General features: G+C 59.2%; 11 protein-coding genes, 1 tRNA gene and 1 pseudogene. 4 read left to right on the plus strand and 9 right to left on the minus strand.

The genetic code is table 11. The annotated features are described in order from the left end of the window. Window positions 1-113: 113 nt before the first annotated feature. Both AC07VL_RS00645 and AC07VL_RS00650 read right to left on the minus strand, forming a co-directional pair. The gene (locus tag AC07VL_RS00645) at window positions 114-2,525 is read right to left on the minus strand and encodes a catalase (protein WP_494804153.1); all 2,412 of its coding nucleotides are present in this window, start codon (window positions 2,523-2,525) and stop codon (window positions 114-116) included. A 248-nt stretch (window positions 2,526-2,773) separates the two neighbouring features. Next, the gene (locus AC07VL_RS00650) at window positions 2,774-3,127 is read right to left on the minus strand and encodes an ElaB/YgaM/YqjD family protein (RefSeq protein ID WP_494804154.1); all 354 of its coding nucleotides are present in this window, start codon (window positions 3,125-3,127) and stop codon (window positions 2,774-2,776) included. A 670-nt stretch (window positions 3,128-3,797) separates the two neighbouring features. Between AC07VL_RS00650 and AC07VL_RS00655 the strand changes: the two genes are divergently transcribed. From AC07VL_RS00655 to AC07VL_RS00665, 3 genes and pseudogenes are all read left to right on the plus strand, one after another. After that, window positions 3,798-4,733: a hypothetical protein gene (locus tag AC07VL_RS00655; RefSeq protein ID WP_494804155.1), complete on the plus strand. Its 936-nt coding sequence runs from the start codon at window positions 3,798-3,800 to the stop codon at window positions 4,731-4,733. 812 nt (window positions 4,734-5,545) lie between these two features. Then, window positions 5,546-6,633 (plus strand): IS3 family transposase gene (locus tag AC07VL_RS00660; RefSeq protein WP_494804156.1). Its coding sequence is split into 2 segments (ribosomal slippage): window positions 5,546-5,798 and window positions 5,798-6,633, totalling 1,089 coding nucleotides; the frame shifts between segments, so codons are not numbered across the junction. A 211-nt stretch (window positions 6,634-6,844) separates the two neighbouring features. Next, a pseudogene (locus AC07VL_RS00665) lies at window positions 6,845-7,174 on the plus strand (helix-turn-helix domain-containing protein); the annotation flags it as partial. Between the two features lie 166 nt (window positions 7,175-7,340). Here the strand turns inward: AC07VL_RS00665 and AC07VL_RS00670 are convergent. The 5 genes from AC07VL_RS00670 to pepN all read right to left on the minus strand — a co-directional run bounded on the left by AC07VL_RS00670 (window position 7,341) and on the right by pepN (window position 12,150). Then, on the minus strand, window positions 7,341-7,523 hold the full coding sequence (locus tag AC07VL_RS00670) for a tyrosine-type recombinase/integrase (protein WP_494804157.1): 183 nt from the start codon (window positions 7,521-7,523) through the stop codon (window positions 7,341-7,343). A 120-nt stretch (window positions 7,524-7,643) separates the two neighbouring features. Then, entirely contained in the window at window positions 7,644-8,060 is a 417-nt protein-coding gene (locus AC07VL_RS00675) for a hypothetical protein (protein ID WP_494804158.1), read from the minus strand. Window positions 8,061-8,214: 154 nt separating this feature from the next. Then, window positions 8,215-8,290, minus strand: a tRNA-Thr gene (locus tag AC07VL_RS00680). Between the two features lie 115 nt (window positions 8,291-8,405). Then, window positions 8,406-9,407 carry a class 1 fructose-bisphosphatase gene (locus AC07VL_RS00685; protein WP_494804159.1) on the minus strand — a complete coding sequence of 334 codons (1,002 nt, stop codon included), beginning with the start codon at window positions 9,405-9,407 and terminating at the stop codon, window positions 8,406-8,408. A gap of 88 nt (window positions 9,408-9,495) precedes the next feature. Next, window positions 9,496-12,150, minus strand: a complete 2,655-nt coding sequence (pepN, locus tag AC07VL_RS00690) for an aminopeptidase N (RefSeq protein ID WP_494804160.1) — start codon at window positions 12,148-12,150, stop codon at window positions 9,496-9,498. A 238-nt stretch (window positions 12,151-12,388) separates the two neighbouring features. Here pepN and AC07VL_RS00695 point away from each other — a divergent pair, with 238 nt between their 5' ends. Further along, window positions 12,389-13,018, plus strand: a complete 630-nt coding sequence (locus AC07VL_RS00695) for a DUF4136 domain-containing protein (RefSeq protein WP_494804161.1) — start codon at window positions 12,389-12,391, stop codon at window positions 13,016-13,018. A 169-nt stretch (window positions 13,019-13,187) separates the two neighbouring features. On the opposite strand, the gene AC07VL_RS00700 is transcribed toward AC07VL_RS00695, so the two are convergent. Further along, complete coding sequence (locus AC07VL_RS00700) at window positions 13,188-14,117, minus strand: quinone oxidoreductase family protein (protein ID WP_494804445.1); 930 nt, start codon at window positions 14,115-14,117, stop codon at window positions 13,188-13,190. Between the two features lie 93 nt (window positions 14,118-14,210). Next, window positions 14,211-14,600 (minus strand): methylglyoxal synthase, encoded by a 390-nt coding sequence (locus AC07VL_RS00705; protein ID WP_152284435.1) that lies wholly within the window; start codon window positions 14,598-14,600, stop codon window positions 14,211-14,213. Window positions 14,601-14,615 lie beyond the last annotated feature (15 nt).

Raw genomic sequence — 14,615 nt, forward strand, 5'->3', positions numbered from 1 at the left:
AAAGAAAGGAAGCCAAGGATGCCGAGTTTACAACAAAAATACGACGACATGATGCCGCCAGCGGGGCGACAGCCGGCCGCCACCGCGCCAGGACAGCACGCCAGCACGCTGCATCACACCCTGGGCGGGTCCGTCTCGCGCGCAAACGCCCGGTGCGCCGCCAGCGCCTTCTTGAAGGCAGCCACGGCTTTCACGACCTCGCCGGACGGCACGACAAAGATGGCAGGGTCAGGTTTGCCGTCCGGCAAGGTCGTCGGCACGCCAGCCTGGTCCAGCAAGCCCTTGCCCGCGCCGACGGCCAGTATCGGCTTGCAGTGGCGGTACTGCAGGCGCAGGAAGTCGAGCGCATTGGCATCGCTGCCCAGCTGCTGCACGGCGCCCTGCCCGTCGGGAATCACGACGGCATCGAACAGCACGGACGGCCCGGTTTCCAGCGATATCTCCACGGCCAGCGGCGCGCCGCCGCTCGTGTCGACCTTGCCCAGGTGGCTGCCCACCAGGCGCGGCACGGCGCCGTCGGCCAGCAGGGACGCATAGATATTTCGCGCCTGCGCGCCATCGCTGCCCGGCCCCACGAGGATGGCCACGCGCAGGGTGTGGATGCCCGTCTTGCCGGGTCGGAAAAACAGCGACAGTTCCGGCGACGGCGGATAGCTGGGCATGGGCAGCATGGAAGCGAGCGGCATGGCCGGCGGCAAGGCCAGGCCCAGGCCATCGGCCAGGCGCTGCGCCAGGGTTTCATCGACGTTGCGCAGCATGGCGACGACACGCTGGCGGATGGCCACCGTCTGCACCTTGCTCAGCTCAAAGCGGAAGGCATGCACGATATGGTCTTGCTCGACGGGCGTCTGGCTGATCCAGAACAGCCGCCCCTGCGCATAGTGCTCGGCGAACTTCTCGGGCTTGCCGCGCACCTTGTCGCCCTCGACGGGGGCGGGAAAGCTGTTGAAACCCTTCGCCCCGGCCTGGAACGGGCAGCCGCCCGCCAGCGAGTTGGGTTCATACGCCACCCTTCCGCGGTTGATGGCCTGGCGGTGGATGCCGTCGCGCTGGTTGTTGTGCAGCGGCGCCAGCGGCGCGTTGATGGGGATTTCGTGGAAGTTGGCGCCGCCCAGGCGCGTGATCTGCGTGTCCACATACGAGTGGATGCGGCCTTGCAGCAGGGGATCGTTGGAAAAATCGATGCCGGGCACGATGTGCGCCGTACAGAAGGCCACCTGCTCCGTCTCGGCAAAGAAATTGTCCGGGTTACGGTTCAAGACCATTTTCCCGACGGGGATCAGGGGCACGAGTTCCTCGGGAATCAGCTTGGTGGGGTCGAGCACGTCGAAGGGGAAGGCCTCCGCCTGTTCTTCCGTGAAGACCTGGAAGGCCAGCTCGTATTCGGGATACTCGCCGCACTCGATGGCTTCCCACAGGTCGCGCCGGTGGAAATCGGAATCGGCGCCGCTGAGCTTGACGGCTTCGTCCCACACGAGGGAATGCGTGCCGGCCATGGGCGACCAGTGGAACTTGCAGAAGACGGACTGCCCCTTGGCATTCACAAGGCGGAAGGTATGCACGCCAAAGCCCTGCATCATGCGGAAACTGCGCGGGATGGCGCGGTCGGACATGACCCACATCAGCATGTGCGTGATTTCCGGCGACAGCGAGGCGAAGTCCCAGAAGGTGTCGTGCGCGCTGGCCGCCTGCGGAATGCCGTTGTTCGGCTCGGGCTTGACGGCGTGGATCAGGTCGGGGAATTTCATCGCGTCCTGGATGAAGAAGACGGGAATATTATTGCCGACCAGGTCCCAGTTGCCTTCGTCCGTATAAAACTTCACGGCAAAGCCGCGCACGTCGCGCGCCGTGTCGGTCGAACCGCGCTCGCCGGCCACCGTGGAAAAGCGCACGAAGACGGGCGTGCGCTTGCCCGCCTTGGCGAACGGCGCGGCGCGCGTCAGCTTGCTTTGCTCCTTGTAGCATTCGAAGTAGCCGTGCGCGGCGGAACCGCGCGCATGCACGACGCGCTCGGGGATGCGCTCGTGGTCGAAATGCGTGAGCTTCTCACGCAAGATAAAATCTTCCATCAGGGTGGGGCCGCGCAAACCCGCCTTCAGCGAATTCTGGTTGTCGCCCACGGGCACGCCCTGGTTCGTCGTCAGCACGCAGCCGCCGTCGTCCACGCGGACATGGTCCAGCGAGTTATTCAGCGCATTCTCGCCCAGCGCGGGCTGGCCATCGCCCACCTTCGGCGAAGGCGTCGCCTCGCCCGTCGTGCTGGCCGTGGCCAGTGCCTCATCCGACGCCACATGCACGCCCTCGGCCGGCGCACGCGCCGCTTCGCCGTACTGGCCGGCGACGTTCGGATTGTCGGGCATGGCGGCCGACAGCGCCTGGCCGGCGGCCGCTTTCTTCAGCAGCGCCTGCGCCGCGGCATGGTTGCTGCCCAGGCTCTGCGGCGGATGCGTCTCGGATGGGCCGGACATGCTGCTCAATACGGAACCCGCACCGTCCGTGGACGGCGTTTTCTTGTTGGTAGCCATTACATCTCCTGTGAGTAGTCTGCCCCGGGAAGTAACGCTACAACTCCCTCATTCAGCGCACGAACAGGGCAATCAAAATAATGATGGGAATAGGTACACCGATCAACCACAACAAAATGGAGCGCATTTTCCACCCTCCCACTGCGTGCTACACCTACCTCGTACGCGTGGGCGCTGCTCCGGCCCGCCGTGATGGCAGACCGGGCCAGCGCCCACGACAAAGACCTTGCGGAGCCGCGTAGAAAGGCTTACTTGCGCGAACCCAGCAGCTTCGACAGGCCATAACCGGCCGCTGCCGCAATCAGCAGCGATACGGCCGGGCGCTCGCGCACATAATCGCGGCCCGTTTCACCGGCACGCTGGCAGGCGGCACCCAGCTGCTTGCCGCGCGCCACCAGGCGTTCGGATGCCTTGGACACGGTATCGCTGACCTGGTCGATGCGTTCACCCACCTGGTCCACGCTGTCGTGGGCGCGCGTGGCGACCTTGTCGACGAGCGGCTGGGCCTGGTCGGCCACCTTGTCGATGGTGCGGTGCAAATCCTGGCGGGTATCCTGGGCCGTGCCGTTCAAGTCGGAGCTGGCTTTTTCAATCGCGTTCATGATGGTTTCCTTTAATGGTGAATAAATCCAACCATGCTCGATGCCGTGACCGAATCATGATTCTCCTCGCTTCCGGGACAGAAGAAGCGGCTAAACGCTGCCGGGCTGAGCCATATCAAACATGGGATCAGCAGCAAGCTGTTGTCACCACCTTAACCGCACCCGCCGTGCGCCACCGTGCGCTGCCACACCTTGAAGGCCAGACTTAAATTCCTGTTGGAAATACCATCCCCGCCAGCCGGGCGGGTCGGGTCCGCAGCAGCAGCGGAGGCGCCGCCAGCGCAGGCGGACCATGACAAAGCGACAGACGAAAAAAAACCACCGTTTGAGCGGTGGTTTTTTTCTACTACGAATACTTGGTGCCGTTGGCCGGAATAAAATTACCATAATAATCAATTACCTATAATCAATTTTGGTAAATTTATGTCAAAAATTATCAAGTCACGATCATTAAAATACCAGATAAAACCGCAAGATACCGACCGTGTAAAAACTTCAGTGGACTAGCAGACCTTGCGTGTTTTATGCACAGTATCGCCAGAACTAACGCAAAAGTGTGCGTGAAAGATAAGACAGAAGACACCAATAAGCCATGACTATAGCTACCTCCATTATTCTGCAGTAGTTCCCAGGCAATTTATCGACGGGATGCCGTATTGTGGATAGAATTGTGCCTTTAGCTACTTATCAAGATTCCATGCAACGTTATTTATTCACCAGCTTGGTATTAGTTTTTTTATATCTAAAGGAAACTGCACCGCTTCAGCGGTTCAAATTTCTCTGGTGGATTCTCTGCCCAGTACTCAGCCTGCTTCCGTGGATTTCATGGAAGCCTGTTGCCTGGGGGAATATGTACGTCCCTTACTGTATTTTTCCAGGCTATCGTAGAAAACAAGATCGCAGCCTAGAACTAATTAACAATGGGAGAGCGGGCGCGGCCACTAGTGGCAGGTTGACCAAAGAAGAAATTGCCAACAGTTACGTAATTCCGGCAGCGACGCACTATGCGGCTAGATTACATATTAGCCCGAACGGCAAGATTGCGATCAAGGTAGTGGCGAAAAAGCACGGACAGCACCTGATGTATTGTGAGAGAGAGTTGCACGTTGCAGAACGGCGTGTAGTGCACAATTTCATGGTCCTGGAGATAAAGGGGGGGGCGTCTCTCGCATTGTCATTAGAACAATCAATTCAACTGTACTCACAATTGGGCATTAAGCGCATCGAGTTAACCGCCGGACTGTCCGTAGGTGGTTCGTTTTGGCCTAAGCTGGGCTTTATTCCGAAAGATAAAGCCGCTCTAGACAGTGCAAAAAAAACAATCTTCCGAAATTTGGAAAAAATTCCTGATACAGTCAAAGTTTCTTTTGAGAAAGAAACTGGAAGACCTTTAAAGAAAGTGGTCAGCGACCTCCTAACATCAGAGGAAGGACAATGCCTCTGGCTTATCCGCGACCTTAAGATCGAAGGCGCTACTACGGACACTCTCCCTTTAGGGGCTACGCTTTTGAAAGGAGCACGCTGGGAGGGGTACTTGTCGCTTGAAGACCCTTCGATGATGAAAAGATTGAGCGGTTACATTGAAAAGAGTAAGAAACCAAAGTAAGATTTTTTGGTAGACTAAGGCATTGCTAACGTTTAGCCCACTCCATAACCTGTTATTGCTGTGTTGACACGACTAAAACGCCTCCTTAAGCGACTTGCAATTGCTGAAGATCCATGGGCTCCTTGGGAGCAAGAAATGGAGGCACACTCGCGCTCTGACCCGAGCTGGGATAAGGATACAAGGTTAGCTGCGGCACAATGGGCTCTACAACAAGGCATACCCCCGTCAACAGTTGAGGCAGTCTACGGAAAGGATGGGACTAGTGCGATTTCCAGTTCTGAAAAAGCATCTTTCGTCCGCGCTCCGAAGGCAGCAGTGATGGTAGGAGAGCGAATAACCGTCATCGGTTCGGGGAATTTTTTCATTCGCGACTCTGTGGCGGGAGAAATTGAATGGCATGTAACAAAAGCTTACTACGTACCGTTCAAGTCCTCTACGGGTACACAGCTGAAAGTTAACTACCCAAAAATGTACTTAGCTGACTCATTGTTTAGATCATTGAGCTACCACCACCCTCTGAAACTGAGACGCTAACGCTATGGATGCATGCACCTTATTGGCCTAGACAAGTCCTTGCGAATCGACGCCAAAAACTTTACAACGACTGGCTCAAAAAAACCGGAAACAGGCAGATTTCGATGATATTTCGCTGCAACAGAATTACCCTAAGTCTATGATTTAATTGAGTAAAACTAGACTTTTCCGCTGGATTGTGATTCCTGTTGTCGTGGGTTCGAGCCCGGTAATCCCCCCACCAAATGATCGCGTTTAAAAGTAGAATTTTCCAAACTCAGATTTTTTGAAAGTTCTGCATGAAGACGTCCCGTTTTACCGATAGCCAGATCATCGCCATCCTCAAGCAAGCCGAGGGCGGCTCGCCCGTCCCTGAGCTGTGCCGCGAGCACGGCATCAGCAACGCCACGTTCTATAAATGGCGCTCGAAGTTCGGCGGCATGGACGCCTCGCTGATGGCCCGCATGAAGGAGCTGGAGGACGAAAACCGGCGCCTGAAGAAGATGTATGCCGAGGAACGCTTGAAAGCCGAGATCGTCGCGGAAGCCCTGACAAAAAAGTGGTAACGCCATCTCAGCGGCGGGAGATGGCGCAATGGGCCGTGGCCCAGCGTTCAGCCACAATTGGACTGGCCTGCCAGGCGTTCGGCATCAGCCAGACCTGCTATCGCTATCGCGCCAAGCTCGATGCCGAGAACGCCCTGGTGGCCGACTGGCTGGTGCGCCTGACCAACAACCAGCGCAACTGGGGCTTCGGCCTGTGCTTCCTGTATTTGCGCAACGTGAAGGGTTTTAAATGGAATCACAAGCGCGTCTACCGGATCTATCGCGAGCTGGAACTGAACCTGCGGATCAAGCCGCGACATCGCCTGGTGCGCGAAAAACCGCTGCCGCTGGCCGTGCCTACACAGATCAATGACACCTGGTCGATGGACTTCATGCACGACCAACTGGCCGATGGCCGTAGCATCCGCTTGTTCAACGTGATCGACGACTACAACCGTGAGGGACTCGGCATCGAGATTGATTTCTCATTGCCGTCTGAACGGGTCATCCGGTCCCTCGACAGGATCATCGAATGGCGTGGTACACCCCAGGTCATTCGCTGCGATAACGGCCCGGAGTACATCAGCGCTGTGACGCTGGCCTGGGCCGCCAAGCGCGGCATACGCATCGACTTCATTCAGCCTGGCCAGCCGCAGCAGAATGCTTATGTCGAGCGCTATAACCGCACGGTGCGCTACGACTGGCTGGCCCATCACCTGTTTGAAACGCTCGATGAGATCCAGAATTTTGCAACCCGCTGGCTGTGGACTTACAATCACGACCGGCCCAACATGGCACTTGGCGGCATCACGCCAAAACAGAAGCTTGCCTTGGCCGCTTAACCTCTACTTTTAGTGCAATCTAAAAATGGGGGGATTACCGGGCCAGTTCGGGCGGCGGCCGCTTTTTCCAGGTCCGCTTGAGAGGTGATCACTGAAATCTCTGTTTGTTGATTTGCAGCGAAATCTGACCCATTTCACCGCATAATTTGCAAACCGAACTGACCCACGTATAAGACACAATCCTACTCATGACATTGAGTGAGGAATTGGAGTGATCGACGTGGCATTACTAGGCATTATTCGACGCTGGCACATTCGCGACCAGGTCCCATTGAGAGAGATCGCCAGGCGTTTGGGCATCCCCAGAAACACCGTCCGACGCTACCTACGCTCGGAAACCATAGAGCCGGCCTACGCCGAGCGGCGTTCCACCCGCGCCATCGACAAATACGCGTTCCAGCTTTCCGCGCTACTCAAGACTGAAGCAGCGCGGACGCGCAAGCAACGGCGCACGCTAAAACAGATTCATGAGGACCTAAAGGAATTGGGGTTCGAAGGGTCTTACGACAGGGTCGCGGCGTTCGCGAGGGCATGGAGGGCGGGTCAATCTGACCAGGTCAATCCTGCTAGCAAACGAACACTATCGATTCAAAAATAGTTCAACCCAGCAGACAGGAAAGGAGGTTAGGCATAACTTAGTCCCCTTGTAACCCCCAAGACATCAATTGAAGAGCGGGTCAGAATTCGATGCAAATCACGGGTCAGAATCAAATGCAAACCAACAACAAGGCCACATCGCGAGGCAATCCGTTTTTCGTCATCCGCAGCCGCGCCACGCGACCATTCACATCTTCCGCCTGCAACGAGCATATTTCTCCAGCACGCATCGCAGTTTCAGTGGCGAACAGGAAAGCTATTGCGATACGCTGCTGCTTGGTCTTCGGGACCACACCGGCCGCCTGGTGATCCCAACCAAGAGCGATACAAATCTTTTTGATCTCCTCAGAGCTAATAAGGCGATCTCGGGGCGGCTTTGCCTTTGGCCGCGCGACGTCGGCCGTAGGACTGGCCTATATCCATTTCCACTCCTTGCGAGCGACGGAGAATACGTGCGACAGCAGGTTCATTTCTCGGGTTACAGAACCGCCCTGGACAGTCTGCAGCCGCTCATCGCGCCAAGCGGCAATATGGGTAGCATCCAAATCGCACATCCTGACGGAGCCAAGCGACATCTCGGCAAAGAACGCCAGGCGAAACGCTTCCCAGCGGTGACCACGCTTCAACTTAGATACCTCAAGCTCGTACTTGCGGAAGGCATCGGCGCAGGTCTTCGTATTGACCACTGCTTTTTTGCCGCCAGCATTGATTCGCTGCTCAGCCTCCAAAGCCAAGGCAACCGCCTTCGTGTCAAATGTCCCGCTGGACCGTGTCCCAGCTACCATTACCCTGTGGCGCCATACCTTGCCGTCTTTTATTGGTGCTGCCATTTTTGCCAAACCATTTGCCAATTTTTGGCAAATGGTAGCAGGATTTAACCGTTTTATACCGGAGTACACCGAAAACGCGGACGTAAAAAAACCCAGCCTCCCCCTATGAAAACGGGTTAATCTGGGTTTTTCCGTACTACCTCTTACGAATACTTGGTGCCGTTGGCCGGAATCGAACTGGCGACCTTCACATTACGAATGTGCTGCTCTACCAACTGAGCTACAACGGCGAAGACCCACATTCTACAAACAATGCACAAAATTTGCTAGTGTCAACTCGATCTTTTTTCATTTTTTTTAGCGACCCGGCTGCGGACCGCCAAAAATCATGGAAAAGTGCGGGGTTTACTCCGCGTGGTAAGCCGTCACGCGGGCCACTTCGTCCTTCGAGCCGAGGAAGACGGGCACGCGCTGGTGCAGTTTGTGCGGGGCGATGTCCATGATGCGCTGCTGGCCGTCGGTGGCGGCGCCGCCGGCTTGCTCCACGATGAAGGCCATCGGGTTCGCTTCGTACATCAGGCGCAGCTTGCCCGGCATGGAGGTGTCGCGCAGGTCGGCCGGATACATGAAGATGCCGCCGCGGTTCAGGATGCGGTGCACGTCGGCCACCATCGAGGCGATCCAGCGCATGTTGAAATTGGTGCCGCGCGGGCCCGTGTCGCCGGCCAGCAGTTCATCAACATAGCGCTTCACGGGCGGATGCCAGTGGCGCGCGTTCGACATGTTGATGGCAAATTCCTTGGTGGTGGCAGGAATCTGCATATTGCTTTGCGTGAGCACCCACGAACCCATCTCGCGGTCCAGGGTAAAGCAGTTCACGCCATTGCCGAAGGTCAGTACCAGCATGGTTTGCGGGCCGTACACGGCGTAGCCGGCCGCCACTTGCTTGCTGCCGGCCTGCATGAAGTCCTGCTCCGTCGGCTGGCCCATGCCCTCCGGCGCCTTCAGCACCGAGAAGATGGTGCCGATCGAGACGTTGACGTCGATGTTCGACGAGCCGTCCAGCGGGTCGAACAGCAGCATGTATTCGCCCTTCGGATAACGGTTCGGGATCGGATGGATCGATTCCATCTCTTCCGACGCCATGGCCGCCAGGTGGCCGCCCCATTCATTCGCTTCGAGCAGGATCTCGTTGGAGATGATGTCGAGCTTTTTCTGGACTTCGCCCTGCACGTTTTCCGTGTCGGCCGTGCCCAGCACCTCGCCCAGCGCGCCCTTGCCGACGGCGTGGCTGATGGTCTTGCAGGCGCGCGCGACGACTTCGATCAGCAGGCGCAGCTCGGCCGGAATGCTGTTGTTCGAGCGCTGCTCTTCAACCAGGTATTGCGTAAGACTGATGCGTTTCATGAATTCCCTTTTGTTTTGGTGATTATTTTTTCTGGCCCGACCCAACAGCACAAAGCTGGGGTCGGGCCCGGCGGGTCTGACCCCGGGATTAGTTGGCCAGCGCCTTGCTGACCACTTCCATCACGTCGTTCGACAGGCTGGCCTGGCCGGCGACCTGTTCCAGCGCGCCGCGCATATGGCCTTGCAGCCCGGGCACGTAACGGCGCCAGCGGTCCATCGAACGGGCCAGGCGCGCAGCCACTTGCGGATTCAGGGCGTCGAGGGCGATGACTTGCTCGGCCCAGAAGGCGTAGCCGCTGCCGTCCGCCGCGTGGAACTGCGATGGATTGCCATTCGTGAAGTTGAAGATCAGGCTGCGCGCGCGGTTCGGATTTTTCAGGGTGAAGGCCGGATGCGTCATCAGCTGGCGCACGGCCTGCACGTCCGTCGATGGCGCCGCGGCCTGCATGGCGAACCACTTGTCGACCACCAGCGCTTCGTTCTCGAAGTCGGCATAGAAGCTGGCCAGCGCCGCCTGCGCGTGTGCCGTGGAACCGGAATGGATCAGCGCGCCCAGGGCGGCCGCGCGGTCCGTCATGTTGCCGGCGCTGTCGAACTGCTGCTGCGCCAGGGCCAGCTCCTGCTCGCCCGGAGCGATCAGCAAGTAGGACAGGGCCAGGTTTTTCAGCGCCCGCTTGCCGGCGGAGAGGGCGTCCGGGCTGTATTCGCCCGGCGTCTGATTGGCGTGGTATTGCGCCAGCAATTCGGGCTTCAGGGCTGCGGCGATGGTGCGACGCATGAACTGGCGCGCCGCGTGGATCGCCTGCGGATCGACTTGCGCCATGCGCTCGGCGATGATGGTTTCCGACGGCAGAATCAAGGCCAGCTCGCGGAAGGCCGCGTCCAGGCTGTCGTCGACCAGCAAGGCGCGCTGCGCTTCGATGAAGGTGTCGTCCAGCCCCAGGGTTGCGCCGGCGGCGACCGCGCCCGTCAGGTTCAGCAAGCGATCCATGGCCAGGCGCTGGCCCGCTTCCCAGCGGTTCACGGGGTCGCTGTCATGGCGAAACAGGTGCAGCAACTGGTCGTCGCTGTAGTCGTATTCCAGCACCACGGGCGCGGAGAAATCGCGCAGCAGCGACGGCACGGGCGCTTGCGTCACGTTCGTGAAGCGGAAGGTCTGCGACGCCTGCGTCAATTCCAGCACGACGCTGGTGGCGCCATTGGAGGCCACGCCATCGACGTGCAGCGGCAGGTCGCGGCCATCGGCGCCCAGCAAGCCGACGGTGACGGGAATGTGGAAAGGCAGTTTCTTCGGCTGGCCCGGCGTGGGGGGACAGCTTTGCGCCAGGGTCAGCTCGAAGGTCTGGCTGGCGGCGTCGTAGTGCGTGGATGCTGTGACGACGGGCGTGCCGGCCTGGCTGTACCAGCGCTCGAACTGGGTAAAGTCGCGGCTATTCGCGTCCGCCATGGCGGCGCGGAAGTCATCGCACTGCACCGCCTGGCCATCGTGGCGCTCGAAGTACAGGTCCATGCCCTTGCGGAAACCGTCGCGGCCCACGAGGGTCTGGTACATGCGCACCACTTCGGCGCCCTTTTCGTAGATCGTGACGGTATAAAAGTTATTGATCTCGACGAAGGAGTCGGGACGCACGGGATGGGCCATCGGCCCTGCGTCCTCGGGGAACTGCGCCTGGCGCAGGGTGCGCACCTGGTCGATGCGCGTGACGGCGCGGCCCGTGTCCGTGCCGATCATGTCGGCCGAAAATTCCTGGTCGCGGAATACCGTCAGGCCTTCCTTCAAGGACAGCTGGAACCAGTCGCGGCACGTCACGCGGTTGCCGGTCCAGTTGTGGAAGTATTCGTGGCCCACCACCGCTTCGATGCCCGCGTAATCGATGTCGGTCGCCACGCGCGGATTGGCCAGCACGTACTTGGTGTTGAAGATGTTCAGGCCCTTGTTTTCCATGGCGCCCATGTTGAAGTCGCCCACGGCGACGATCATGAAGCGGTCCAGGTCCAGCTCCAGGCCGAAGCGCTCCTCGTCCCAGCGGATCGAGTTTTTCAGCGACTGCATGGCGTAGTCGGTCTTGTCGAGGTTGCCGTCCTCCACCCACACCTGCAGCAGCACTTCGCGGCCCGATTTCAGGGTATAGCGCTCCTCCTGGCACACGAGGCGCGCCGCCACCAGGGCGAACAGGTAGGATGGCTTCTTGAACGGGTCTTCCCACTTGGCGTAATGGCGGCCGTCGCCGAGGTCGCCCTCTTCGATCAGGTTGCCGTTCGACAGCAGCACGGGATACTTGTCCTTGTCGGCGCGCAGCATGACCGTGTACTTGGCCATCACGTCCGGGCGATCGGGGAAGAAGGTGATGCGGCGGAAGCCCTCCGCCTCGCACTGCGTGAAGAAGTTATGGTTCGACACATACAGGCCGGAGAGAGAGGTATTGTCCTGCGGCGCCAGCACGGTCTCGATATCGAGCGTCACATCGTCGGGGGCCTTGGGAATCGTCAGCATGCTGGCCGTCAGCTTGTATTGCGATGGTTTCAGCACCTTGCCATTCAGGCGCACCATCACCAGCTCGATATGTTCGCCATGCAGTTCGATGCTGCGGCTGGAGCTGGCGGGATTCTGGCGCAGGCGGATCCGGCTCGCCACCACTGTGCGGGCGGGATCGAGATCGAAACCAAGTTCGACGCTGTCAACCAGGAAACTGGGCGGCGTGTAATCTTTGCGGTAAATCGTCTGAGGGCTGTCTGTGCGCATAGGGATTTGGGTGGGAGCGGAGGCAAAAGCCTATTTTACCAACACCGGCCCCTGATAGTCGCGATTCCCGCGCCAATTGCCGCGATTCGGATCAGGAATGTTGGATTCCCTTACACGCCGACATGCTAGGTAACATTCTGTAATAATGAATGGAAACAAATAGAACTATTCTTATAATACTAAGCGATGAATTGCGTCTACCAACAATGAATTGCAGCTAATCTAAGGAGATCATGCAATGAAACGATATCTCACCATTATGATGGCCGCATTGACCGTGTTGCTGACCGGATGCGCCACCACCATACGCAGCGATGTGACGGCATTCCATGAATGGCCCGCGCAATTGCAGGACAAATCGTATGTTTTTGAAGCCCCGGCACCTGAAACCGACACGCTGGAGTACCGCAACTATCAAAACCTGGTGCGTGCGGAACTGGCCAAACATGGTTTTGGCGAAGCTTCCGGCCCCGCGGCAGCCAATTTGCGCGTGGCGATGAATTTTTCCACGGTCGATTATCCTGAGCGCGTGCTGCAGGCAACCGACCCGTTCTGGTACGGCCCCGGCTACTGGCCCGGCCGCTATGGCTACCGCTACGGCGCATGGCCAGGCTATGGCCGCTTCGGCTATAACCCCTACTGGTACGGCCCCATGGAAGTGGAAGAAAGCGTGCGCCATAAATACGAGCGCGAACTGCGCGTGACGATCAATGACCGCACCGGCAAGAAACTGTACGACGTGACCGTGCAATCGACCAGCAACAAGCGTGCCACGTCGCAAGTGATGCCCGCCATGGTCGCCAGCGCCTTTGCCGACTTCCCCGGCCAGAGCGGCGTGCCCCGGAAAGTCGAAGTCAAAATCGAGTAATGACGTTGCAATATAAAAAAACCGGCTGGTGCAGCGATGTGCCAGCCGGTTTTTTTCATTCAAGAATAATACGCTTCAGCGGCAAAGGTCAGCGCGCCGATCAGCGCTACGGCCAGCAGCAGCACGATCAGCAGGCGGCCGAACTTCGGCGTGCCGTCATGTGGGCCGCTCATGGCACGATGATGGTCGAACCGGTGGTCCTGCGTCCTTCCAGGTCTGCATGGGCCTGGGCGACGTTGGCCAGGCTGTAGCGCTGGTTGATCTCGATTTTGACTTCGCCGCTGCTGACGACGCCGAACAGCGAAGTGGCCATCTCTTCCAGGTTGGCGCGGTTCGAGGCATAGCTGAACAGGGCCGGACGCGTGAGGAACAGCGAACCGCGCGAAGCCAGCTCGCTGAGCGTGAACGCCGGCACGGGGCCGGAAGCGTTGCCGAAGCTGACCATCATGCCCAGCGGCGCCAGGCAGTCGAGCGAACCGATGAAGGTATCCTTGCCGATGGAATCGTAGACGACGGAGACGCCCTTGCCGCCCGTGATCTCGCGCACGCGCTCGACGAAGTTTTCCGTGTTGTAGTTGATGACGTGGGCAGCGCCGTGCGCCTTGGCCAGCGCCGCCTTTTCATCGGAACCGGCCGTGCCGATCAGGTTCACGCCCAGCACTTTCGCCCACTGGCAGGCGATCAGGCCCACGCCGCCTGCGGCCGCGTGGAACAGCACCGTATCGCCCGCCTTCAGGGCCACCGTGCGGTGGAACAGGTATTGCACCGTCAATCCCTGCAGCATCATGGCGGCGGCCGTGTCGAAACCGATGCGCTCGGGCAGCACCAGCAGCAGGGCCGCCGGCAGGTTGCGCTGCTGCGCGTATGCGCCGTTGATGCGCGCCGCGTAGGCCACGCGGTCGCCCACCTTCACTTCCGTGACGCCCTCGCCCACCGCCTCGACGATGCCCGCGCCCTCCACGCCCAGGCCATTGGGCAGCGGCTGCGGGTACAGGCCCGTGCGGAAATACACGTCGATGAAATTGAGGCCAATGGCCTCATGTTTCACGCGCGCTTCGCCGGGGCCGGGCGGCGGCAGTTCCACATCCACATATTCCATCACGTCCGGGCCGCCCACGCGCTGTACGCGGATGGCTTTGGTGGTAATCGTTGCGCTCACAATATGCTCCTTGAAGAAGAATCGGAAAAAACGTCAGGCGGCGGCTTGGGCGCGCGCCTGCAGCTGCGACAGCACCAGGTGCGCCGACGACAGATTCGTCGCGCACGCCACGTTGTGCACGTCGCAGGCGCGCACCAGGGCGTTGATATCCGGCTCGTGCGGCTGCGGCGTCATCGGGTCGCGCAGGAAGATCACGCAATCGATCAAGCCTTCCACCAGCAGGGAGCCGATCTGCAAGTCGCCGCCGAACGGGCCGGAATGCTTGCGCTCGACCGCCAGGCCCAGCTCGTTGATCAGGCGCCCGCCCGTGGTGCCCGTGGCCGACAGTTCGCAGCCCTTGAGAAAGTCCAGGTATTCGCCCGCCAGGGTAATCATGTCATCTTTTTTCTTGTCGTGGGCAATGAGGGCGATGCGTGTTTTCATGGTGGGAACTTTTCA

Source organism: Janthinobacterium sp. GW821-FHT03C08, assembly GCF_059420905.1.

Bases quoted from the DNA above. Each gene is read 5' to 3' on its own strand.
- AC07VL_RS00645 (WP_494804153.1), bottom strand. From the start codon at position 2,525: ATGGCTACCAACAAGAAAACGCCGTCCACGGACGGTGCGGGTTCCGTA.
- AC07VL_RS00650 (WP_494804154.1), bottom strand. From the start codon at position 3,127: ATGAACGCGATTGAAAAAGCCAGCTCCGACTTGAACGGCACGGCCCAG.
- AC07VL_RS00675 (WP_494804158.1), bottom strand. From the start codon at position 8,060: ATGGCAGCACCAATAAAAGACGGCAAGGTATGGCGCCACAGGGTAATG.
- AC07VL_RS00685 (WP_494804159.1), bottom strand. From the start codon at position 9,407: ATGAAACGCATCAGTCTTACGCAATACCTGGTTGAAGAGCAGCGCTCG.
- pepN (WP_494804160.1), bottom strand. From the start codon at position 12,150: ATGCGCACAGACAGCCCTCAGACGATTTACCGCAAAGATTACACGCCG.
- AC07VL_RS00695 (WP_494804161.1), top strand. From the start codon at position 12,389: ATGAAACGATATCTCACCATTATGATGGCCGCATTGACCGTGTTGCTG.
- AC07VL_RS00700 (WP_494804445.1), bottom strand. From the start codon at position 14,117: ATGGAATATGTGGATGTGGAACTGCCGCCGCCCGGCCCCGGCGAAGCG.
- AC07VL_RS00705 (WP_152284435.1), bottom strand. From the start codon at position 14,600: ATGAAAACACGCATCGCCCTCATTGCCCACGACAAGAAAAAAGATGAC.